Here is a 21,004-nt window from a genome sequence, read left to right as displayed (position 1 = left end):
AATAACGAGGTAACGCATGGCGAGTTTCCCACAGGGATTTTTATGGGGCGGCGCACTGGCCGCCAACCAGTCAGAAGGCGCATGGCGCGAAGGGGGGAAAGGGATGGCCACCGTGGATACCCTCCCCCACGGCGCCCACCGTCTGCCGGTAAAATTAGGTCTGGAGAAGCGCTTCACGCTTCGCGAAGACGAATTCTACCCCAGCCACGAGGCGATCGATTTCTACCACCGCTACAAGGAAGATATCGCCCTGATGGCGGAGATGGGGTTCAGCGTCTTTCGCACCTCCATCGCCTGGAGCCGCCTGTTCCCGCGCGGCGACGAGCAGCAGCCGAATCCGCAGGGTATCGCCTTCTATCGTTCGCTGTTCGAGGAGTGCAAAAAGCACGGTATCGAGCCGCTGGTGACGTTGTGCCATTTTGACGTGCCGATGCATCTGGTGATGGAGTACGGCTCCTGGCGCAACCGCAAAATGGTCGATTTCTTCAGCCACTACGCCCGCACCTGCTTTGAAGCTTTTGACGGTCTGGTGAAATACTGGCTCACCTTCAATGAAATCAACATTATGCTGCACAGCCCCTACTCCGGCGCCGGGCTGGTGTTTGAAGAGGGAGAAAATCAGGAGCAGGTGAAGTACCAGGCGGCGCATCACGAGCTGGTGGCCAGCGCGCTGGCGACAAAAATCGCCCACGAGATAAACCCGCAGAATCAGGTCGGCTGCATGCTGGCGGGCGGTAATTTCTACCCTTACTCCTGCAAGCCGGAAGATGTATGGATGGCGCTGGAGAAGGACCGCGAAAACCTGTTCTTTATTGACGTCCAGGCGCGCGGCGCCTACCCGGTATGGGCCGCGCGGGTATTCCGGGAAAAGGGGGTCACCATTGCGAAGCTGCCGGGCGATGATGAGATCCTCAAAAACACCGTCGATTTCGTCTCCTTTAGCTACTACGCCTCGCGCTGCGCCTCGGCGGAGATGAACGCCAGCAACACCAATGCCGCCAACATCGTCAAGTCGCTGAAGAACCCGCACATTCCGGCCAGCGAATGGGGCTGGGGCATCGACCCGCTGGGCCTGCGCATCACCATGAACATGATGTACGACCGCTATCAGAAACCGCTGTTCCTGGTGGAAAACGGGCTCGGCGCCCGGGACGAGATTGACGCCAGGGGGGAGATCAATGACGACTATCGCATCAGCTACCTGCGCGAGCACATCAAGGCGATGCGCGACGCCATCGGCGACGGTATTCCGGTGCTGGGCTACACCAGCTGGGGCTGCATCGATCTGGTCTCGGCGTCAACCGGCGAGATGAGCAAGCGCTACGGCTTTGTCTATGTCGATCGCGACGACGCCGGCAACGGCACGCTGGCGCGCAAGCGTAAAAAGTCGTTCTTCTGGTACCAGAAGGTGATAGCCAGCAACGGCGCCGACCTCGACTAAGCGCGTCTCCCGCGCTCGCCCGTCTCTCCGCGCTAACCGGGGGACGGGCGCTGCTTTCTGTTGCATCTATTACATGTTTTTTTCTCGAGCCTGATTCCAGTTTCTGGTTTGCCTCCCGTTCACAACAACTGGTATTTTATCCAGTATGTTTTCAGGGGTATTTTCAGCAAGGAGCACATCATGAACGCACAGCACACCACCGCAGCCGGAGGGATCGCCAGGGCCATTCGCCAGTTAACCGTGGGGTATGTCAGAAAACGCCATGAGAACCGCAAAACGCGGGAGACGCGGCGCTACACCCGCCATGCGGCGCTGAGCCTGAACGGCGACTGGCTGGAGCAGGCGGGATTCCCGGTCGGCACGCAGGTCAGAGTCTCGGTGTCGCCCGGTAAATTAGTGATAGAGAATCTTGAGCTGGCGCCGCCGGTAACGGGGCTCCCGGCCGGTCAGTCGCTCGCCGTCGGGGAGCCCTGAGCACCGCAGGGTTAATCGTCTGCGGCTTCCAGCCGGGCAAAGCCGCCGTGGCCCTGCCAGCCTGCCAGCTGCTGGTACACCCGGGCAACGGCGGCTTTCACCGGCTGGGTCATCGGATAATAAAAACCGACAATATCCGGCTGAATGCCGAGGAAGATCACTTCGCCGACGTCCTCTTTCAGCTGATCGACCAGATAGTTGAGCGGCATGTTATGGGTGGTCATCATAAACATCTCGGCGATGTCGTCGGGGTCGATGACGCGAATGTCGCCGGGGTTTAGGCCCATATCGGTGGCATCGACGATCAGCAGGCGTTCGGGGCGTAATTCGCGGATCGCCACGATGTCGTTTTCCGGCGCGCTGCCGCCGTCGATGACCACCCACTGGCCGGCCGGGTTCGCCGCGCACATCTCCGCCAGCAGCGGGCCGGCGCCGTCGTCGCCCATCATACTGTTGCCGACACAGAGTAAAACGTCAGTCACGTAATCTCCTTACCATCAGGTAGATGGCGCTTTCCTGGTGAATATCATGCAGCATGCTGAGCATTGTTTTGCTCCACGCCTGCTGCTGCGGGGTCTGCGCGGACTGCGCTTTATCAAAGGCGTTGGCCAGCATTGCCACATGGCTGCTGTCGATGACGATTTCGCCATACTTCGGCACCCCCTCCATTTTGCGCCGCGCGACGCTGCCGGCCTCAAGGGTGGCGATCCATGCCAGATACGCGTCCCACGGGCAGCTCAGCGCCGCCTCGAGACAGTCGATAACGCCGAGGTGGTGGCCAATCGCCAGGCTGTAATAGACCACCTGCTGCGCCTGATCCGGCGTGGCGTCGTTCTCATCAATAAATTTACGGCTCAGCTGACTGAACACCACCGTCTCGCTCATCGGATACGCGCCCCCTCGACCACCTGGTTGAGATGGGTGACGATCTCGGTCAGACGCGGATCTTTCTCCGCCTCCAGCCAGCGCAGCACCTGGCTGTCGCCCTGGCCGAGCAGACGCATATAGTCGTCGGCAATCTGCCGACCATAGCGATAGCCCGCCAGACGGCGCGCTTCGCGATCGATGCGCACCCTCAGGGGTTGCACCATATCGGCGTGCAGCAGCTCGGTCGGCTGTTCGTCAAGCTCGCCCGGCAGGCGGGCGTGAATTTTCTGCTCCAGCAGGCCGAGGGCCATGGCGAAGCCGTACAGGGTGGCGGCGGGCGTCGGCGGGCAGCCCGGGATATAGACATCGACCGGTACGATTTTATCGGTACCGCCCCAGACGCAGTACAGGTCGTGGAAGATGCCGCCGCTGTTGCCGCAGGCGCCGTAGGAGATGCAAATCTTTGGATCTGGCGCCGACTGCCAGGCGCGCAGCGCCGGGGAGCGCATCGCCCGGGTCACCGCCCCGGTAAACAGCAGGATATCGGCATGGCGCGGCGAAGGCACCACCTTAATCCCGAAGCGTTCAGCGTCGAACAGCGGTGAAAGGGTAGCGAAAATTTCGATTTCACAGCCGTTACAGCCGCCGCAGTCGACGCGATAAACGTAGGCGGAACGTTTGATTTTCTTCAGCAGCGAGGCCTTCATGCTGGCGATGGATTCATCCACCGTCATCGGCACCGGAATGCCGTTTTCATCGCGTGGGCCAAGTAAAGTGCTCATCAGCTGGCCTCCCTCATGTGGCGGGTCAGTTCAATACGATCGGACGGCACCAGGCATTTCTGGCGCTTGCATTCCGGGCAGGTTTCGAAGCTTTCGCGGTGCAGCTCGGCGCGGGTGTCGCCGTTATGCTTGAGCAGCGCGATGGCGTAGTCGATCTCCTTCTGCACCGCGAACGGCCGCTGGCACTCCCGGCAGTGGCAGATAGCGAAGCGCGACTGCTGGAGGAAATCCTCTTTCTTCCACACCGCCAGCTCATACTCCGGCGACAGCTTAATCGCCGCCGTCGGGCAGACCTCTTCACAGCGGCCGCAGAAGATGCAGCGCCCGAGGTTGAACTGCCACGCCAGCTGGTTAGTGGCCAGATCGGTCTCTACCGTCAGGGCGTTCGACGGGCAGGCGTTCACGCAGGCCGCGCAGCCGATACACTGCTGCGGGTTATGCTCCGGCTTGCCGCGGAAGTTTTTATCTACCGGCATCGGCTCCAGCGGATAGGCGTGCGTCGCGGTGCCGGTCTTAATCACTTTTTTAATAAAGGTAAACATGGCGATTCCTTATTTCAGCGGCGAGTTTTTACGCTCGATGCTATAGCGCTCCAGCTCTTTGTACGGCACCACTTTGCTCTTCTTCTTGCGGACATCGACCACGGTCATGCGGTCGGTACAGGAGTAGCACGGGTCAAGGCTGCCGATGATCAGCGGCGCATCGGAAACGGTATTGCCGCGCAGCATATAGCGCAATGTCGGCCAGTTGGCGTAGGTCGCCGCCCGGCAGCGCCAGCGGTACAGCTTCTGGTTGTCGCCGGTCATGCTCCAGTGGATATCATCCCCGCGCGGCGCTTCTGAGAAGCCCAGCGCGAAGCGGTGCGGAATATAGGTGAAACCCTCCACCATCAGCGGACCGCCCGGCAGGTTATCGAGACCGTAATCAATCATGTTCAGCGCGGTATAAACCTCGTTGATCCGCACCTTGAGGCGGGAGATGACGTCGCAGCCCTGTTCGCTGTGGACTTCCATCGGCAGCAGGCCGTAGCCGACGAACGGATGGTCGGCGCGGGTATCGCGAGCGTGGCCGCTGGCGCGCACCATCGGGCCAACGTTGCTGAAGTCGCGGGCGATTTCCGGGTCCAGACGGCCAATGCCGACAGTACGCTGCTCCATGTTCGGGGTGCTGAGCAGCATATCCACCAGCTCCTGCACGTCGCGACGCATCTGCTGCGCCAGCTGGCGGGTCTGGATCATGTCCTCTTTCAGCAGGTCGCGGCGGATCCCGCCGATCAGGTTCAGACCGTAGGTTTTCCGCGCGCCGGTGAGGATCTCGGCCATCTTCATCGAGGTTTCGCGCACGCGGAAGAACTGCATAAAGCCGGAGTCGAAGCCGGTGAAGTGGCAGGCCAGACCGAGGTTCAGGAGGTGCGAGTGCAGGCGTTCCACCTCCAGCAGAATGGCGCGGATCATCTGCGCCCGCTCCGGCACCACGATGCCCATCGCATTCTCCACCGAAGTGGTATAAGCGGTGCTGTGGGCGAAGCCGCAGATGCCGCACACCCGGTCCGACAGGAAGGTGACTTCGTTATAACCCATGCGGGTTTCCGCCAGCTTCTCCATCCCGCGATGGACATAGAACAGACGGTAATCGGCATCGATAATGTTCTCGCCGTCAACGAACAGGCGGAAGTGGCCGGGCTCATCGGAAGTGACGTGCAGCGGGCCGATCGGCACCACGTTGTTTTTCTTGCTGCCCAGCTCGTTGATGAACTCGTAGGTTTCGGCGTCGGTGGTCGGCGCCGGACGCTGGCGATAGTCCATGCTGTCTTTACGCAGCGGATAGAGTTCGTCCGGCCAGTCGTCCGGCAGCACCAGACGGCGTTCGTCCGGCAGGCCAACCGGCACGAGGCCGTACATATCGCGCACTTCGCGCTCGCCCCACACCGCCGCCGGCACGCGCGGCGTCACCGATGGGTATTCCGGTTTGTTGGCATCCACTTCCACACGCACGGTGATCCAGCATTTGGTGCCCTGCTCCATCGACAGCACATAATAGACCGCGTAGTGGCCGTTCAGCTTACGTTCATCGTTGCCGAACAGCACCGACAGCCAGCCGCCCTGCTGGTAGTAGAGAAACTCCACGACTTCCGGCAGGTAATTGACCTTCACGGTGATGGTTAACTGATCTTTGGTCTGCCAGGCTTCGTCCAGCACCACGCCCGGAAAGGCCTGGTGCAGCGCCGCAAGATAGTGTTGACCGATTTTTTCTTCAGACATGCTCAAACTCTCTTAATCACGCCACCAGCAAGGAGACGAAAGCTAAAAAGGCGAAACCAAACCCGGCCCAGGTGACGCGGGAGGTGGCACAGAAGCGCAGACGCGCCATGCTGTTTTCAAACAGCGCGATGATCAACACCCCAACCACCAGCTTGACGACGGCCACCACCAGCGCCAGCAGCAGGCCGCCGACGCTGAAGCTGGTCATCTGGCCCCACGGGAAAAAGACCCCGACAAACATCTGCAGCACCACCAGCTGTTTGAGGCTGATGCCCCACTTCAGGATGCCAAAGCCGCTGCCGCTGTACTCGGAAAGCGGCCCCTCCTGCAGCTCCTGCTCCGCTTCCGCCAGATCGAACGGCAATTTGCCCATCTCGATAAAGGTGGCGAAGGCGCAGGCGCACAGCGCCAGAATCAGTGGAATGCTGCGCGCTGCCGGCCAGTGATAAAGGGTGTCGGTGATACTGCTGATATGGGTGGAGCCCGCCACCTGCGCGGCGACCCACAGGCCCAGCAGCAGGATCGGCTCCACCAGCACGCCGAGCATCGCTTCGCGGCTGCTACCCAGCGCGGTAAACGGGCTGCCGGTGTCCAGACCGGAAATCGCGAAGAAGAAACGGGCGATGGCGAACAGGTAGATCAGGGTGATGAGATCCCCAAGCACCGGCAGCGGAGAGTCCACCGTCACCACCGGCAAGGCGGTGGCGATGGTCAGCATCACGCCCACCATGACGTACGGCGTCAGGCGGAACACCCAGCCCGAGGCGTCGGGACCGACGCTCTGGCGGCCCAGCAATTTCAGGATATCCCGATACTCCTGCAGCACGCCCGGTCCGCGGCGGTTATGCAGCCGCGCGCGGGCGACGCGGACGATCCCGGATAACAGCGGCGCGACGGCAAACAGCGCCAGCGCCTGTAGCAATGCAATTAACAGACTCATTCTCAGGCTCCTCGGGAAATGACAATCACCACCAGCACCGCCAGCTCAACCAGCGCCATTGCGCGCAGCAGCGCCGGCGCCGAGGCCGATTGCCAGCCCGGCACCAGACGCACCGGGTTCAGCCAGTGACGCAGCTTCAGCAGCGGCGCAAAGGCCTCTTTCACCGGCATGGCGAAACCGTGGGCGGTAACCACCATCGACTGTTCGTGATCGTAGCCGCAGACCCAGGCCGCGCCGCGCGAGCGCGCCGCCAGGCGATCGCCTTTAAAGAAGATCATCAGCAGGAACGGCAGCAGCGGGCAGGCGATAAGCAGCAGCGCGATCATCGGCTGCGACACCACGCTCGACACCTGGGCCTGCAGCGGGAAGGCGCCGCTCACCAGCGGCAGCAGCCACGGCGCGGCAATGCCGCCAACGAGGCAGAAGACCGCCGCCATGACCACGCTCAGGGTCATCAGCCAGGGGGCGCAGGTGGCGTTTTCCGCCTCTTTGCTCCGCGGCGCGCCGAGGAAGGTGACACCATAGACTTTGGCCATACACATCACCGCCAGCGCGCCGGTGATCGCCAGGCCCACCGCCAGCAGCGGCCCCAGCAGACGGCCAATAAACAGGTCGCTGGTACTCATTTTGAAGAAGGACTGGTAGATGACCCACTCGCCGGCGAAGCCGTTCAGCGGCGGCAAGGCCGCCATCGCCATCAGCCCCACCAGCATGGCGAGGGAGATCAGCGGCATTTTTTTACCGATGCCGCCCAGCTTCTCGATATCGCGATGGCCGGTGCGGAACCACACCGCCCCGGCGCCGAGGAACAGCGTAGTTTTGAACAGGCTGTGGTTAATCAGGTGATACATGCCGCCGATGAATCCCAGCACCATCAGCGTGCTGTTGCGGGTGGCTACGCCGGTGACGAAGGCGCCCAGCCCCAGCAGGATGATGCCGATATTCTCCAGGGTGTGATAGGCCAGCAGGCGCTGAATGTTATGCTCCATCAACGCATACAGCCCACCGATGAAGGCGGTGATCATCCCCAGCACCAGCAGCATCACGCCCCACCACAGCGGCGGCACGCCGCCGGCCAGCGAAACGGTTAACATGCCGTACAGACCGACCTTCATGACCACAGAGGAAAACAGCGCGGCGGCCGGCGCGCTGGCCCCGGCGTGAGCCTGCGGCGCCCAGCCGTGCAGCGGGATCGCCCCCGCCAGCAGGGCGAATCCCGCCAGCCCCGGCAGCCACAGCAGCGGGTTCTGCATCATATCCACCGCCTGGAGATTGATCTGCGCCAGCTCGAGGGTGCCGTAGGTCGACCACACCAGCCAGCAGGTCCATGCCATCAACAGCGTGCCGAGACGACCCAGCGCAAACCACAGCTTACCGGAGGCGGCGCAGCCGGTGAGAAACGCCGCGCAGAGCGCCATGATCTCCGCCATCACCACCAGCGAACCGATGTTGGTCACCACCACCGCGCAGGTGGCGGCGGCCAGCAGCAGGTTGACCAGCAGGCCGTTGGCCTTCACCTGCGGGTGGCGATGCCAGCTAATGTTAAACAGCGACACCGGCAGCGCCGACAGGCCGATGGCCAGCAGCCACAGGGCATTGACGCCGCCCACCCGCATTGTCAGATGGAGAAACTGCAGCATGCCGCCGTGGATCCGATCCGGCATCAGCAGCGCGGCGCCGCCGGCAACCACCAGCATAGCGCTGGCCACCGCGCCGCCAATCCCGGCAATGGCGCCGCTGAGCGGTTTACGCATGGCAAACACAAAGGCCAGCACGGCGCTGGCGGCGTACCACGTCACCGCCTGATTGACTAATCCAATTACACTCATTCCCTCTCCCCCTGTTGCGCCTGGAACAGCGACAAGTCGCCAAGGTCGGTATTAAAGGTCAGCTGGCGTTTACGCTTGCTGGCCTGGGCGATATCACGGCTATCCACCAGCATCAGCGCTTTGGTCGGACAGGTCCGCACGCAGGCCGGGCCCTGGTCATCGAAGTGGCAGAGGTCGCATTTCACGGCAATGGCGCGCACGCCCGGCACCCAGTCGAGCAGCGAGCTGACGCGGGCTGGCGCCGGCGGCGCGGGGGGCGCCAGCCGGGTATTGGCATTGGCCGGAATATCCAGCGGACGGCTGCCGGAAAATTCGATCGCGCCAAACGGGCAGGCGATGCCGCACAGTTTGCAGCTTACGCACAGGCTCTCGTTGAGCTGGACGGCGCCATCGACGCGCTGGATGGCGTTTACCGGGCAGACAGCGGCGCAGGGGGCGTCTTCGCAGTGGTGGCACATCTGCGGTGCCGATTCTTTTTCATTACGCATCACCTGCAGCCGCGGCATAGCCTGCAGGCCGTGCTGGCGATGCGTCTCAGAGCAGGCGGCTTCGCAGGTGCGGCAGCCGATACAGACAGTGGAGTCAGCAATTACAAAACGGTTCACCGGGTCATCCTCGGGTGAAAGTCACTTTTGACGAAATCAGGTTGCGCAGGTGTCATTTTCGACACGTGTCGACACCTTGCGATCAGTGGGTCAGGGCCAGATGGCTTAAGTCCACCGGTTGGTCTTGCTCCATGGCGTCGTACAGACGGTCATAGACGGTGGCGATAATCGCCAGATAATGCTCCAGCACCTGGTCGCGGGAGCGGTTGCTGATCCGCCCGTCCACCGTGCCATCCGCGGCGAGCGTGGCCTGAGCAATCAGATACTTATCACCGCCGCCTTTGTTTTCGACGTAGTATTCGATGGTGTGGCTGTTGAAGCCTTCCGCCAGGGCGACGAACACCTGAAAATGGCCGAACAGCACGAAGCACAGCTCTTTGTCCGGCGCGCAGCTCATCGCGTGATGCAGGCGGGCTTTCGACAGGGTGATCCCCTGAACCAGCGAGTTACAGTAGATATGCCACTGCTCCTGCTGCTGCCGGTGACGGTCGGCGATGTAATCCGCCTTTTCACTTATTTCCCAAATAGTCATATCGGTTTCTCCGTAGCATGAGATGCACCGTCTAAGCATTTTCCGTGCCACATTTTATTTATTTGATTTAATTATGTTTTTATATTTATTCCCTGCCGACGCGACATGTCGATGACAGCCCGGGCGCGTCGTCATCGACATTTCCTGCCGCCACGAGTCCCTTCTGGCACCGTTATTGCATAAAAGGCGCATCGCGATACGGAGGCGACTATGCACGAAATCACCCTCAGCCAGCGGGCGCTGGAAATTATTGAACAACAGGCGCAGCAGGCCGGCGCGCGGCGGGTGACCGGCGTGTGGCTTAAGGTGGGAGCATTTTCCTGCGTGGAAGCCAGCGCCCTGACCTTCTGCTTTGAGCTGGTCTGCCGCGGCACGCTGGCGGAGGGGTGCGAACTGCATATCGCCGAACAACAGGCTGAATGCTGGTGCGAACGCTGTCAGCAATACGTCCATCTTGTCTCGCAGCACGTCCGCCGCTGCCCGCACTGCAATAACGACCAGCTACAGATCGTGGCGGATGACGGCTTACAGATTCAGCGTTTAGAATTGGAGTAAATTATGTGTACAACATGCGGCTGTGGAGAAGGCAACCTCTATATTGAAGGAGACGAACGAAACCCGCATTCCGCGTTCCGCAGCGCCCCCTTCGCGCCCGCCCCACGCCAGACGATGACCATCACCGGCGTAAAAACCGACCACTTCGCCCCCACCCGCACGACGGAGGGCGATCTGCATTACGGCCATGGCGAAGCGGGGACTCACGCCCCGGGCCAGAGCCAGCGGCGCATGCTGGAAGTGGAAATCGACGTGCTGGATAAAAACAACCGTCTGGCGGCGCGCAACCGCGCGCGCTTTGCGGCGAAGCAGCAGCTGGTGCTGAATCTGGTTTCCAGCCCCGGCTCCGGCAAAACCACCCTGCTCACCGAAACCCTCACCCGGCTGAAAGGGCGTGCCGACTGCGCGGTGATTGAAGGCGACCAGCAAACGGTCAATGACGCCGCCCGCATTCGCGCCACCGGCACCCCGGCGATTCAGGTCAACACAGGGAAAGGCTGCCATCTCGACGCCCAGATGATCGCCGACGCCGCCCCGCGCCTGCCGCTGGCTGACCACGGTATTCTGTTTATTGAAAACGTCGGTAACCTGGTCTGCCCGGCGAGCTTTGATCTCGGCGAACGCCATAAGGTGGCGGTGCTGTCGGTCACGGAAGGCGAAGACAAGCCGCTGAAGTATCCGCATATGTTCGCCGCCGCCAGCCTGATGCTGCTCAACAAGGTCGACCTGCTGCCGTATCTCAATTTCGACGTCGAGAAGTGCCTGGCCTGCGCCCGCGAGGTCAATCCGCATATTGACATTATCCTCCTCTCCGCCACCAGCGGCGAAGGCATGGATCAGTGGCTCACCTGGCTGGAGACGCAGCAATGTGCATAGGCATTCCGGGACAAATTTGCGCCATCGACGGCGTGCTGGCGAAGGTGGAAGTCTGCGGCATTCAGCGCGACGTCGACTTGACGCTGGTGGGCGCCGTTGACGAGCAGGGCCAGCCGCGTCTCGGCCAGTGGGTGCTGGTGCACGTCGGGTTCGCCATGAGCGTGATTAATGAAGCCGAAGCCCGCGACACTCTCGAAGCGCTGCAAAATATGTTTGACGTAGAGCCGGACGTCGGCGCCCTGCTGTACGGCGAGGAGCGATAATGCGTTACGTTGACGAATACCGCGCCCCTGAGCAGGTCATGCAGTTGGTGGCCCATCTTCAGCAGCGTGCCCATCTGCTGCCGCACACCGCCGCGCGACCGCTGCGCATCATGGAGGTCTGCGGCGGTCATACCCATGCCATTTTTAAGTTCGGTCTCGACCAGCTGTTGCCGGAGAATATCGAATTTATTCATGGGCCCGGCTGCCCGGTGTGCGTCCTGCCGATGGGGCGCATCGACGCCTGCATTGAGATTGCCAGTCGTCCGGGGGTTATCTTCTGTACCTTCGGCGACGCCATGCGCGTACCGGGCAAAAACGGCTCACTGCTGCAGGCGAAAGCCCGCGGCGCCGATGTCCGCATCGTTTATTCGCCGATGGACGCCCTGCGGCTGGCGCAGCAAAACCCGCAGCGTGAAGTGGTCTTTTTCGGTCTCGGTTTCGAAACCACCATGCCCGCCACCGCCCTCACCCTGCGTCAGGCGCGGGAGCGCAACGTCGATAACTTCTTCTTTTTCTGCCAGCACATCACCCTGCTGCCGACCCTGCGCAGTCTGCTGGATCAGCCTGACAACGGTATCGACGCCTTTCTCGCCCCCGGCCACGTCAGTATGGTGATCGGCACCGAAGCCTACAGCTTTATCGCCAGCGACTATCATCGCCCGTTAGTGGTCGCCGGTTTCGAACCTCTTGATCTACTGCAAGGCGCGGTGATGCTGGTTGAGCAGACAATAGCGCAGCGTAGCGAGGTGGAAAATCAGTACCGCCGCGTAGTGCCGGATGCCGGCAACCCGCTGGCGCAGGCGGCGATGGCCGACGTGTTTTGCCTTGATGGCGACAGCGAATGGCGCGGTCTGGGGGTCATCAGCGACTCCGGCGTGCACCTCACGCCGGCCTATCAGCGCTTCGATGCCGAGGCCCATTTCCGCCCGGCGCCGCAGCGCGTGTGCGACGACCCGCGCGCCCGCTGCGGCGAGGTGTTGACCGGCCGCTGTAAACCGCACCAGTGCCCGCTCTTCGCCAGCACCTGCAATCCGCAAAGCGCCTTTGGCGCGCTGATGGTCTCCTCGGAAGGGGCCTGCGCCGCCTGGTATCAATATCGCAGTCAGGAATATGAAGCATGAAAAGCGTCCAGTTAGCCCACGGTAGCGGCGGTCAGGCAATGCAGCAGCTGATCGGCGACCTGTTTATGCAGGCTTTCGCCAACCCCTGGCTGGCGGAGCAGGAAGATCAGGCGCGTCTCGATCTGGCGGCGCTTGCCGCCCAGGGGGATCGTCTCGCCTTCTCCACCGACAGCTATGTGATTGACCCGCTGTTCTTTCCCGGCGGCAATATCGGCAAGCTGGCCGTCTGCGGTACCGCCAACGATGTGGCGGTCAGCGGCGCCATCCCCCGCTATCTTTCCTGCGGGTTTATTCTCGAAGAGGGGCTGGAGATGGCTACCCTGGAAGCGGTGGTCGCCAGCATGGCCGATACCGCCCGGGCGGCAGGGATCGCCATCGTCACCGGCGACACCAAAGTGGTACCGCGCGGCGCGGCGGATAAGCTGTTTATTAACACCGCCGGCATCGGCGCCATCCCGGCAGACGTTCGCTGGGGGACGCAGCAGATCAGCGCCGGCGATGTGCTGCTGGTCAGCGGCACGCTGGGGGATCATGGCGCCACCATCCTTAATCTGCGCGAGCAGATGGGGCTCGACGGCGCGCTGTCCAGCGACTGCGCGGTGCTGACGCCGCTGATCCAAACCCTGCGGCCGCTGCGCGGCGTCAAAGCCCTGCGCGACGCCACCCGCGGCGGCGTCAACGCCGTCGCCCATGAGTTCGCCGCCGCCAGCGGCTGCGGCATTGAACTGCACGAGGCGAAGCTGCCGGTCAACGACACCGTGCGCGGAGTCTGCGAGCTGCTCGGGCTGGACGCCCTGAACTTCGCCAATGAAGGCAAGCTGGTGATCGCCGTCGCCCGCGAAGAAGCGAAAAACGTGCTGGCGCATATACGGTCTCACGCCCTGGGACGCGAGGCGGCGATAATCGGCGAGGTGGTCGCCCGCCCGGGCGTGCGTTCCGTCGGGCTGTACGGCGTGAAGCGGACGCTCGATCTTCCCCACGCCGAGCCGCTGCCGAGAATTTGTTAACCACGGCGTCGGGTCCCGGATAGCGGCTGGCGCCTTATCCAGGCTACAACACGGCGCGCACATGTAGCCTGGCTAAGCGCAGCGCGAGCCGGGAAAAGCCAGCATGATTATCCCGCCCAAACCAGCGGGCGCCCACGGATGGGTTAAAGCGGCAATAACCGCTTTATTAACATACTATTATTTGTACCATCATTTTCTTATGCGCCGCGTTGCCGGCGCGTTTTGGATGTAAGCCATGTCGTATACACCGATGAGCGATCTCGGCCAGCAGGGTCTGTTTGATATCACCCGGCTTTTATTACAGCAGCCCGATCTGGCTGCGCTGAGCGAAACCCTGACCCGCCTGGTGCAACAGTCCGCACTGGCCGACGAAGCGGCCATTATCCTGTGGAATGCAGGCAACCACCGTGCGGCCAGATACGCCTGCGATGAGGCAGGCCAGCCGGTGAGCTATGAAGATGAAACCGTGCTCGCCCACGGACCGGTGCGCCGCTTACTCTCCCGGCCGGATGCTCTGCATTGCGATCATGAGACCTTTGCCGACACCTGGCCGCAGCTTATCCGCAGCGGGATCTATCGCCCGTTCGGGTACTACTCGCTGCTGCCGCTGGCGGCCGACGGGCGGATCTTCGGCGGTTGCGAATTTCTGCGCCGTGACAACCGGCCATGGAGCGAGAAAGAGTTCCAGCGGCTGCATACCTTCGCGCAGATCGTCGCCGTCGTCAGCGAGCAGATTCAGAACCGGGTCAGCAATAACGTCGATTACGATCTGCTGTGCCACGAGCGCGACAACTTCCGCATTCTGGTGGCGATCACCAACGCGGTCCTCTCACGTCTGGATATCGACGAGCTGGTCAGCGAGGTGGCGAAAGAGATCCATCGCTACTTCCGGATCGACGCCATCAGCGTGGTGCTGCGCAGCAACCGCAAAGGGAAGCTCAACATCTATTCCACACACTATCTCGATGCCAGCCATCCGGTTCACGACCAGAGCGAGGTAGATGAAGCGGGCACCCTCACCGAGCGCGTGTTCAAAAGCAAAGAGATGCTGCTGCTTAATCTGCACGAGCATGACACCCTCGCGCCGTACGAGAAGATGCTCTTCGAAATGTGGGGCAACAAGATCCAGACCCTGTGCCTGCTGCCGCTGATGTCCGGCAACACCCTCCTCGGGGTGCTGAAGCTGGCGCAATGCGACGAACAGGTGTTTACCACTACCAATCTCAAGCTGCTGCGCCAGATCGCCGAGCGGGTGTCGATCGCTATCGATAACGCCCTCGCCTACCGTGAAATTCAGCGCCTGAAAGAGCGACTGGTGGATGAGAACCTCGCCCTCACCGAGCAGCTCAACAATGTCGAGAGCGAATTCGGGGAGATCATCGGCCGCAGCGAGGCGATGAACAATGTGCTCAAGCAGGTCGAGATGGTGGCCCACAGCGACAGCACCGTGCTGATCCTCGGCGAAACCGGCACCGGCAAAGAGCTTATCGCCCGCGCCATTCATAACCTCAGCGGACGAAACAGTCGGCGGATGGTGAAGATGAACTGCGCCGCGATGCCCGCCGGACTGCTGGAGAGCGATCTGTTCGGCCACGAACGCGGAGCCTTCACCGGGGCCAGCGCCCAGCGTATCGGCCGCTTCGAACTGGCGGACAAAAGCTCCCTGTTCCTTGATGAAGTGGGCGATATGCCGTTGGAGCTGCAGCCCAAGCTGCTGCGCGTTCTCCAGGAGCAGGAGTTCGAGCGCCTGGGGAGCAACAAGCTGATCCAGACCGACGTCCGACTGATCGCCGCCACCAACCGCGATCTCAAGCAGATGGTTATCGACAGGGAATTTCGCAGCGACCTCTACTACCGGCTCAACGTGTTCCCGATCCACCTGCCGCCGCTGCGCGAGCGTCCCGACGATATCCCGCTGCTGGTGAAGGCCTTTACCTTCAAAATCGCCCGCCGCATGGGACGCAATATCGACAGCATTCCGGCGGAGACCCTGCGCACCCTGACGCGCATGGAGTGGCCGGGCAACGTGCGCGAGCTGGAAAACGTCATCGAACGGGCGGTGTTACTCACCCGCGGCAACGTACTGCAGCTCTCCCTGCCGGAGCGGGATATCGTCGAGCCTCCGCGGTCGCCAGAGGTCCTGCCTGAGGAAGGCGAAGATGAATATCAGCTGATCGTCCGGGTGCTGAAGGAGAGCAACGGCGTGGTGGCCGGGCCGAAGGGCGCCGCCCAGCGGCTGGGGCTGAAGCGCACCACGCTCCTGTCGCGCATGAAGCGGCTGGGCATTAATAAAGACGAGCTGGTGTAGCCTCGCGCGCTCCCTCTTTGCGCGCCGGTAAGAGGGAGCGCTGGCGAAGCGCGCTATTTGTCGCTGGTAAAACCGTTGCTGGTCGCCAGTTCGGCAAACCACAGCGCATTGCGTTTTATATGTCGCTCGCCGGTCTCCAGATCCAGTCGCCAGAAGCCGTAGCGCCGTTTGAAGGCATTGATCCACGACCAGTTGTCGATAAACGTCCACTGGTGTACGCCAAAGCAGTTCGCGCCGTCGGCAATGGCGCGGTGCAGTTGCACCAGATGCTCCTCCATCAGCTGTATGCGAAAATTATCGTCTATCACCCCGTCCGCCCCGGGCTCTCCCTCTGATTCTCGATCCATCGCGATGCCGATTTCCGCGAGATACCACTTAATATTGCCGTAGTTTTCGCGAATATTGGCGGCAATGTCATAAATAGCCTGCGGCAGGATCTCGTTGTTATCACGATAGGGGTTAAAGCGGCCCTGCGGGTTCACCGCGTTTTCGAAATAGTATTCCGGGGTGAAATAATCGAGATCATATTCGCCCTCACGCGCTTTTACCCGCCGCGGCACGTAATAGTTCACCCCAAGAAAATCGATATCCGCGCTGAGGATCAACGCCACGTCGTCTTTGCTGGTCGTCGGCAGGCAGTCGTGGGCGGCGAGGATCTCGCACAGCGCTTTGGGGAATTCATGTTTTACCAGCGGGTCAAGGAAGCTGCGGTTAAAAAACAGGTCGGCATACCCGGCGGCTTTTTTATCCGCGTCGCTGTCGGTGAGGGTATAGCTCGGGGTCAGGTTGAGCACCACGCCGATCTCGCCCGCCAGCGCCAGTTCACGATAAGCCGTTACCGCTTTGGCGTGCGCCAGCATAATGTTAAACGCCACCTGCGCCGCCAGCCGGCCATCTTTCTTACACGGATAGTGGAAGTCGTACAGGTAGCCCCCCTCAACCGGCACAATCGGCTCGTTGAAGGTTATCCAGTATTTAACCTTATGGCCAAACAGGCTAAAGGCGGTGCGGGCAAAGCGGGCAAACAGCTCGGCCACGTGCGCCGATTCAAAGCCGCCGTACTGTTTCTGCAGCGCTTCCGGCATATCAAAGTGGTAGAGATTGATCATCGGCTCAATGCCGTTGGCGATCATCTCATCGAGATAGGCGTGATAAAAACGCACCGCGTCCGGGTCCGGCGCGCCGGTTTCCAAATCCGCGATCAGTCGTGACCACTGAATTGAGGTGCGAAACGAGTTGAAGCCGGTCTGTTTCATTAGCGCCACGTCCTGCGGATACTGATGATAAGTATCACATACGGTTTGCGGCCCTACCTGCTGATAAAATCGCTCCGGCTGTTCGGCAAACCAACTGTCCCAGATGGAACGATGGCGCTTATTGGTGACCCCTTCCGTTTGCGGGCCGGACGCCGCCGCCCCCCATAGAAACCCTTGCGGAAACTGATATTGCTGCATAACCTCTCCTTCGAAAAAAGGCTGCGCCCGTCTGGCGCAGCCTGAACGTACTACTCAGCGACCACTTCGATCGATTTAATGAACATATAGCCCCAGTCGCCGGCGAAGCGGCCGAAGTCAATCTGATTAGTCCCCGCGTTAAGCGTCACCGGTATCCGCAGCTGCTGGCCCTGCTCATCCGTCTGCGGGAAGGCCACGGCCTGCGGAGCGCCCCCGTTGACGACAAAGGAGTTCTGCTTACCGCCCCATTTGCCGTTGAAGGTTACATTGAGCAGGAACTGACCGCTCCACGGCGCCTGCACCTGCCAGCTGATCTTATCCCCCTCGTTGGCAAATGGGCCGAGGAAGCCGTCCTCGCCAACTGTCAGCGCGTCTTTATCACTCTTCATCACCGTCAGCCGACCCTCAGCCACGCCATAAACTTCGCCGTAATAACGACAAAAATCCGCTGGCGCTTTCCCCGTCGCTTCGCCCACCGTCACGGTCACGGTTTTGCTGCTTTTCAGCAGCCCATCGTCGGCAGTGAACGTCAGCGCATAGGTACCTGGCGTCGTAAACCAGGCCCGGGTTTGAGCCCGATCGGCATGACAGAAATGCACCTGTCCCTCACCGGCGTGCTGCCAGCCCACCTTAACCTCTCGCGACGGCAGGCCATCATCCTGCCAGCTGGCCGTAAGCTCGACGCCCTGGTCCTGAGTGGTGGTTAAGGCGGGTTCCAGCGCGATAAACGGCGGCTGATTCTCCTCGCTATGCTGCACGCTAATCACATTGGAAGGGGCCGAACGACCGCTCTCGTTTTTCGCCGTCACCCGGTAGTAGTACGTATGCCCGAGCTGGAGCTGACGATAATCGTCGCGGAACAGAACCATGGTTTCCGGATTCCATTCGTTAACGCCATCGGAGATATCCCGGCCCACCACCGTCCACGGCCCGGTCGGCGAGCCAGCGCGTTCGACATCGTAGCTGCGTCCCACCGCGGCTCCCATCCAGTTGATCGCGAAGGGCGAGGTGGTCTCGCGCAGCAAAGGCGCGTCCGGCTTCGGCAGCGGCGCCATCGTCTGCTGTCCGGCCATCTGCGCCGCGGCCGTGCGCACCAGATCGACCACCGCCTGCTCCTGGTTCGCTTCGCCTTCTTTGGCAAACCCCGGCAGGTGGTAACTGTAGTGCCCGGTCGACTCCTTATGCCAGTAGAAGCCGCCGTCGTGACGATGGCCGCGGAAGCCCCAGATAAGCCCGCCGGCGGCTTGCGCCCCGTTGACGTCGCTGTGAACGATCGACTGCATAATGGCGTTCAGTTGATCCGCCGGCAGCAGGCCAAACTCGCCGACGAGATAGACTTTTTGCCCGCCGACGGCGCGCAGATCCTGCGTCACCTGCCCGGGATGGTTATTATCGGCATTGGTGTAATAGTGATTGCTGACGATATCCACATTGGGGTCGGTCAGCGCAAAGGAATTGATTTTCTTATAGGTGCCATCCACCACCAGCTGATGAGGGGCCCATTTTTTAATCCACGCCGCGGTCTGATGCAGGAAATCGGCGTTGGTATCCTCCAGCTCGTTACCGGTTTCCCAGGCCATGATCGCCTTTTCATCATAATAGGCGCGGCCGGTGACGGTATTTGTCCGGGTGATAACCTGGCGGATCACATCCAGATAGGCTTTGAAGGTCTTGCTATCGGTCCGATAAAAGTCTTCTGCTTTTTCGTGGTAGAACGCCGCCAGCTGCTCACGCCCGCCCCACCACCACCAGTGGTCAATAAACGGCAGGATCAGTCGCAATCCCTGTTTATCCGCTTCGGCAATCATGTTGTCATACACCCGCATGGCTTTCTCATTCAGCTGCGGCATGCCGTCCGCCGTTTCCGGCGCCAGAATATGGGTCTCGCGCCGGCAGGCTTTATCAAATTCCTGCTGCACCGACAGCACGTAGACGCGCTGGGCTTTCGCCCCGGTTTGCACCATCGCCTGGATCCAGTTTTGCTGCTCCTGCGCCGTTGGCCATTTAAAGTATTGTCCCCAGCCGCGCGGGTCTGCTCTGCAGGGGCCGCGGGCGTCGTCTTCAATGCGGTGCAGCTCCGGCGCGTGGATCCCGGCGAAACGAAACACCTTGTCGCCGTCCTTGAGGGTGGCGCCGTCGCGAGTGATAAAGTGCGTAAAGTTCGAGCGCTCGGCGGCCAGCGCCCCGCCGGCCCCCAGCGCGGACAGCAGCCCCATCAGCAGCAGGTTTTTCATCGGCTTCATCGTTGTCTCTCCTTAGAACCAGACCTCGGCCTGTACGCCGAAGTTAACGGTGTCGGTAGAGCCACTGCGGGAATACCCGCCGGCGGTGATGGTATTGGTATCCCAGTCGTAGTTGCCGTCCAGCGCATCGGAGACGCCTTTATCCCACTTCGCGTAGGTGACGAAGAAGCGCAGCTGCGGGCGCGCCCAGAAGCCGGAGTCAAAGGTCAGGGTTGGCGCAACGGTGACTTTGGTCAGGCCGCCTTTGCCTTTGCCATTGACCCCTTTGTAGTTTTTATCATCCAGGTATTCGTAGCCCAGCTCGTACTGCATGGCAAAGTTGCGGGTGATCTGATGATAAGGGCGGATACCGGCGACCCACATCGAGCGTCCCCAGCCATTGTCGTCTTCCGTCCACCAGCGGTAGTTTTTATCCTTCTGCCAGAAAGCGAAGGTGGAGATCTCCAGATCGCCCATCGAGGCCACGCTATCCAGCACCACCCGCCAGGACTGGGTGTTTTCCAGATTGGCCCAGCCCCAGCCGTTTTTACCCAGCGAGTCGCCCGCCGCCAGCCCTTTGCCGTACTGCAACGCGAGGCGGGAATAGCCTCCAGTGAGGCCATAGAAACCGTCAAAGTTATAAATACCGGTCACGCCATAGCCTTTCTCGGCGGAAGTCGGATGCTTTTCATTACGGTTCATGTGGTGGCCGATCAGCTCCAGATCGAAGCCTGTCCCGGCGATCTTTTTCAGCCACAGGTTGAGAGAGTAGTCATCCGGGTAGCCCTGATCTCCCTTATCCACCGGGTAGGCTTTGGTTTCATCGGTGGGTGAAAAGGCGTAGACCCCGGCGTCGAAGCGGGCGAAGCCGAGATCCATGTTGTCGAAGCCGCCGCCGGTGCCGTTGTACTGAATGTACTCCCAGTCGAACTGATGGCTGGAGGTGTTGGAGCTGCTGTAGCGCTTACCGGCCCAGAAGGTCATCTCCGGCGCAAAATCCAGATTGCTCAGCTCGGCGAACCCTTCACGAAACTGTACGTCATGGCCATCGTCATCCTGACAGTTCCAGTCGGAGGTGCATTTCGACTGGTGAGTGAGGTTGGCCTGCACTTTCGCCACCACGCCGCTGTCCGCCGTCAGCGTCACGGTGGGGATCAGTTCGATCTTGGTGTCTTCTTCGTTGCCCAGTCGCCACTTACCGTCCGGCATCAGGCCGACGGAGTCCGCGCGGTTGCCATCGGAGTTCGCCAGGATCCCGGAGCGGATATAGCCATGCAGCGCAAAATCATACTTCGGATCGGCGCAGGCCAGGCTGCTGGCCCCTGCCAGCGCGAGGAGAGCCAGAGGTATTGAATGTTTCAGCTTTATCATTATTTTTTTCCCACGTTATGTTTGTTAACACGAACCGATAACGGAGGGGAAATTTACGGATCAAAAATGGAAATGTACATCCTATATTGGAAAGCG

20 protein-coding genes are annotated in these 21,004 nt (G+C 61.0%); 8 read left to right on the top strand and 12 right to left on the bottom strand.

The window, feature by feature from the left end:
* The first annotated feature begins 16 nt into the window (after positions 1 to 16).
* Together MKR05_RS10790 and MKR05_RS10785 are read left to right on the top strand one after the other, a co-directional pair.
* Positions 17 to 1,441, top strand: coding sequence for a 6-phospho-beta-glucosidase (locus MKR05_RS10790; protein WP_048298106.1), 1,425 nt, complete (start codon positions 17 to 19; stop codon positions 1,439 to 1,441).
* Positions 1,442 to 1,621: 180 nt separating this feature from the next.
* Positions 1,622 to 1,915 carry a SymE family type I addiction module toxin gene (locus MKR05_RS10785; RefSeq protein WP_048298107.1) on the top strand — a complete coding sequence of 98 codons (294 nt, stop codon included), beginning with the start codon at positions 1,622 to 1,624 and terminating at the stop codon, positions 1,913 to 1,915.
* A gap of 11 nt (positions 1,916 to 1,926) precedes the next feature.
* Here MKR05_RS10785 and hycI read toward each other — a convergent pair whose 3' ends face one another.
* From hycI to hycA, 9 genes are all read right to left on the bottom strand, one after another.
* The gene (gene hycI, locus MKR05_RS10780) at positions 1,927 to 2,397 is read right to left on the bottom strand and encodes a hydrogenase maturation peptidase HycI (protein ID WP_023290791.1); all 471 of its coding nucleotides are present in this window, start codon (positions 2,395 to 2,397) and stop codon (positions 1,927 to 1,929) included.
* Positions 2,390 to 2,800: a formate hydrogenlyase maturation HycH family protein gene (locus MKR05_RS10775; protein ID WP_023290792.1), complete on the bottom strand. Its 411-nt coding sequence runs from the start codon at positions 2,798 to 2,800 to the stop codon at positions 2,390 to 2,392. Before MKR05_RS10775 ends, hycI begins: the two co-directional genes overlap by 8 nt.
* Complete coding sequence (locus tag MKR05_RS10770) at positions 2,797 to 3,564, bottom strand: NADH-quinone oxidoreductase subunit B family protein (protein WP_002914891.1); 768 nt, start codon at positions 3,562 to 3,564, stop codon at positions 2,797 to 2,799. Before MKR05_RS10770 ends, MKR05_RS10775 begins: the two co-directional genes overlap by 4 nt.
* Complete coding sequence (locus MKR05_RS10765; protein ID WP_023290793.1) at positions 3,564 to 4,106, bottom strand: formate hydrogenlyase complex iron-sulfur subunit; 543 nt, start codon at positions 4,104 to 4,106, stop codon at positions 3,564 to 3,566. The genes MKR05_RS10770 and MKR05_RS10765 overlap by 1 nt, the downstream gene beginning before the upstream one ends.
* 9 nt (positions 4,107 to 4,115) lie before the next feature.
* Positions 4,116 to 5,825 (bottom strand): formate hydrogenlyase subunit HycE, encoded by a 1,710-nt coding sequence (hycE, locus tag MKR05_RS10760; protein ID WP_004205649.1) that lies wholly within the window; start codon positions 5,823 to 5,825, stop codon positions 4,116 to 4,118.
* Between the two features lie 16 nt (positions 5,826 to 5,841).
* Positions 5,842 to 6,765: a respiratory chain complex I subunit 1 family protein gene (locus MKR05_RS10755; RefSeq protein ID WP_023290794.1), complete on the bottom strand. Its 924-nt coding sequence runs from the start codon at positions 6,763 to 6,765 to the stop codon at positions 5,842 to 5,844.
* A 2-nt stretch (positions 6,766 to 6,767) separates the two neighbouring features.
* The gene (gene hycC / locus MKR05_RS10750; protein ID WP_048298108.1) at positions 6,768 to 8,594 is read right to left on the bottom strand and encodes a formate hydrogenlyase subunit 3; all 1,827 of its coding nucleotides are present in this window, start codon (positions 8,592 to 8,594) and stop codon (positions 6,768 to 6,770) included.
* Entirely contained in the window at positions 8,591 to 9,199 is a 609-nt protein-coding gene (locus tag MKR05_RS10745) for a 4Fe-4S dicluster domain-containing protein (protein WP_023290796.1), read from the bottom strand. Before MKR05_RS10745 ends, hycC begins: the two co-directional genes overlap by 4 nt.
* Before the next feature lie 82 nt (positions 9,200 to 9,281).
* Positions 9,282 to 9,731, bottom strand: a complete 450-nt coding sequence (gene hycA, locus MKR05_RS10740; protein ID WP_004205645.1) for a formate hydrogenlyase regulator HycA — start codon at positions 9,729 to 9,731, stop codon at positions 9,282 to 9,284.
* Positions 9,732 to 9,941: 210 nt separating this feature from the next.
* Here hycA and hypA point away from each other — a divergent pair, with 210 nt between their 5' ends.
* From hypA to flhA, 6 genes are all read left to right on the top strand, one after another.
* A complete protein-coding gene (gene hypA, locus MKR05_RS10735; protein WP_004205644.1) occupies positions 9,942 to 10,286 on the top strand; it encodes a hydrogenase maturation nickel metallochaperone HypA in 345 nt (114 codons plus the stop codon).
* A 3-nt stretch (positions 10,287 to 10,289) separates the two neighbouring features.
* Positions 10,290 to 11,162, top strand: coding sequence for a hydrogenase nickel incorporation protein HypB (hypB, locus tag MKR05_RS10730; RefSeq protein ID WP_048298109.1), 873 nt, complete (start codon positions 10,290 to 10,292; stop codon positions 11,160 to 11,162).
* Positions 11,153 to 11,425, top strand: a complete 273-nt coding sequence (locus tag MKR05_RS10725) for a HypC/HybG/HupF family hydrogenase formation chaperone (protein ID WP_002914934.1) — start codon at positions 11,153 to 11,155, stop codon at positions 11,423 to 11,425. The genes hypB and MKR05_RS10725 overlap by 10 nt, the downstream gene beginning before the upstream one ends.
* Complete coding sequence (hypD, locus tag MKR05_RS10720) at positions 11,425 to 12,546, top strand: hydrogenase formation protein HypD (protein WP_048298110.1); 1,122 nt, start codon at positions 11,425 to 11,427, stop codon at positions 12,544 to 12,546. Before MKR05_RS10725 ends, hypD begins: the two co-directional genes overlap by 1 nt.
* Positions 12,543 to 13,553: a hydrogenase expression/formation protein HypE gene (hypE, locus tag MKR05_RS10715; protein WP_044524509.1), complete on the top strand. Its 1,011-nt coding sequence runs from the start codon at positions 12,543 to 12,545 to the stop codon at positions 13,551 to 13,553. Before hypD ends, hypE begins: the two co-directional genes overlap by 4 nt.
* A 235-nt stretch (positions 13,554 to 13,788) precedes the next feature.
* On the top strand, positions 13,789 to 15,861 hold the full coding sequence (gene flhA, locus MKR05_RS10710) for a formate hydrogenlyase transcriptional activator FlhA (protein ID WP_023290801.1): 2,073 nt from the start codon (positions 13,789 to 13,791) through the stop codon (positions 15,859 to 15,861).
* Between the two features lie 53 nt (positions 15,862 to 15,914).
* On the opposite strand, the gene MKR05_RS10705 is transcribed toward flhA, so the two are convergent.
* Genes MKR05_RS10705 through MKR05_RS10695 form a run of 3 tightly spaced genes read right to left on the bottom strand, consistent with a single transcriptional unit; the run spans position 15,915 to position 20,908 of the window.
* Entirely contained in the window at positions 15,915 to 17,315 is a 1,401-nt protein-coding gene (locus MKR05_RS10705) for a glycoside hydrolase family 1 protein (RefSeq protein ID WP_048298111.1), read from the bottom strand.
* A 50-nt stretch (positions 17,316 to 17,365) separates the two neighbouring features.
* Positions 17,366 to 19,558 carry a CBM35 domain-containing protein gene (locus MKR05_RS10700; protein WP_284118222.1) on the bottom strand — a complete coding sequence of 731 codons (2,193 nt, stop codon included), beginning with the start codon at positions 19,556 to 19,558 and terminating at the stop codon, positions 17,366 to 17,368.
* 12 nt (positions 19,559 to 19,570) lie between these two features.
* Positions 19,571 to 20,908, bottom strand: coding sequence for a carbohydrate porin (locus MKR05_RS10695; protein WP_080820212.1), 1,338 nt, complete (start codon positions 20,906 to 20,908; stop codon positions 19,571 to 19,573).
* Positions 20,909 to 21,004: the final 96 nt, after the last annotated feature.

Origin of the sequence: Klebsiella sp. K5-204, assembly GCF_030128585.1 — a bacterium.
Classification (GTDB): domain Bacteria; phylum Pseudomonadota; class Gammaproteobacteria; order Enterobacterales; family Enterobacteriaceae; genus Klebsiella; species Klebsiella quasipneumoniae.
Note: the sequence above shows the minus strand (reverse complement) of the source record. Positions and strands in the feature narration are given on the sequence as shown.

Bases quoted from the DNA above. Each gene is read 5' to 3' on its own strand.
- MKR05_RS10705 (WP_048298111.1), bottom strand. From the start codon at position 17,315: ATGCAGCAATATCAGTTTCCGCAAGGGTTTCTATGGGGGGCGGCGGCG.
- MKR05_RS10725 (WP_002914934.1), top strand. From the start codon at position 11,153: ATGTGCATAGGCATTCCGGGACAAATTTGCGCCATCGACGGCGTGCTG.
- MKR05_RS10770 (WP_002914891.1), bottom strand. From the start codon at position 3,564: ATGAGCACTTTACTTGGCCCACGCGATGAAAACGGCATTCCGGTGCCG.
- MKR05_RS10775 (WP_023290792.1), bottom strand. From the start codon at position 2,800: ATGAGCGAGACGGTGGTGTTCAGTCAGCTGAGCCGTAAATTTATTGAT.
- hycC (WP_048298108.1), bottom strand. From the start codon at position 8,594: ATGAGTGTAATTGGATTAGTCAATCAGGCGGTGACGTGGTACGCCGCC.
- MKR05_RS10700 (WP_284118222.1), bottom strand. From the start codon at position 19,558: ATGAAGCCGATGAAAAACCTGCTGCTGATGGGGCTGCTGTCCGCGCTG.
- hypD (WP_048298110.1), top strand. From the start codon at position 11,425: ATGCGTTACGTTGACGAATACCGCGCCCCTGAGCAGGTCATGCAGTTG.
- MKR05_RS10765 (WP_023290793.1), bottom strand. From the start codon at position 4,106: ATGTTTACCTTTATTAAAAAAGTGATTAAGACCGGCACCGCGACGCAC.
- hycE (WP_004205649.1), bottom strand. From the start codon at position 5,825: ATGTCTGAAGAAAAAATCGGTCAACACTATCTTGCGGCGCTGCACCAG.
- MKR05_RS10785 (WP_048298107.1), top strand. From the start codon at position 1,622: ATGAACGCACAGCACACCACCGCAGCCGGAGGGATCGCCAGGGCCATT.
- hypB (WP_048298109.1), top strand. From the start codon at position 10,290: ATGTGTACAACATGCGGCTGTGGAGAAGGCAACCTCTATATTGAAGGA.
- MKR05_RS10790 (WP_048298106.1), top strand. From the start codon at position 17: ATGGCGAGTTTCCCACAGGGATTTTTATGGGGCGGCGCACTGGCCGCC.
- flhA (WP_023290801.1), top strand. From the start codon at position 13,789: ATGTCGTATACACCGATGAGCGATCTCGGCCAGCAGGGTCTGTTTGAT.
- MKR05_RS10755 (WP_023290794.1), bottom strand. From the start codon at position 6,765: ATGAGTCTGTTAATTGCATTGCTACAGGCGCTGGCGCTGTTTGCCGTC.
- hypA (WP_004205644.1), top strand. From the start codon at position 9,942: ATGCACGAAATCACCCTCAGCCAGCGGGCGCTGGAAATTATTGAACAA.
- hycA (WP_004205645.1), bottom strand. From the start codon at position 9,731: ATGACTATTTGGGAAATAAGTGAAAAGGCGGATTACATCGCCGACCGT.
- MKR05_RS10695 (WP_080820212.1), bottom strand. From the start codon at position 20,908: ATGATAAAGCTGAAACATTCAATACCTCTGGCTCTCCTCGCGCTGGCA.
- hypE (WP_044524509.1), top strand. From the start codon at position 12,543: ATGAAAAGCGTCCAGTTAGCCCACGGTAGCGGCGGTCAGGCAATGCAG.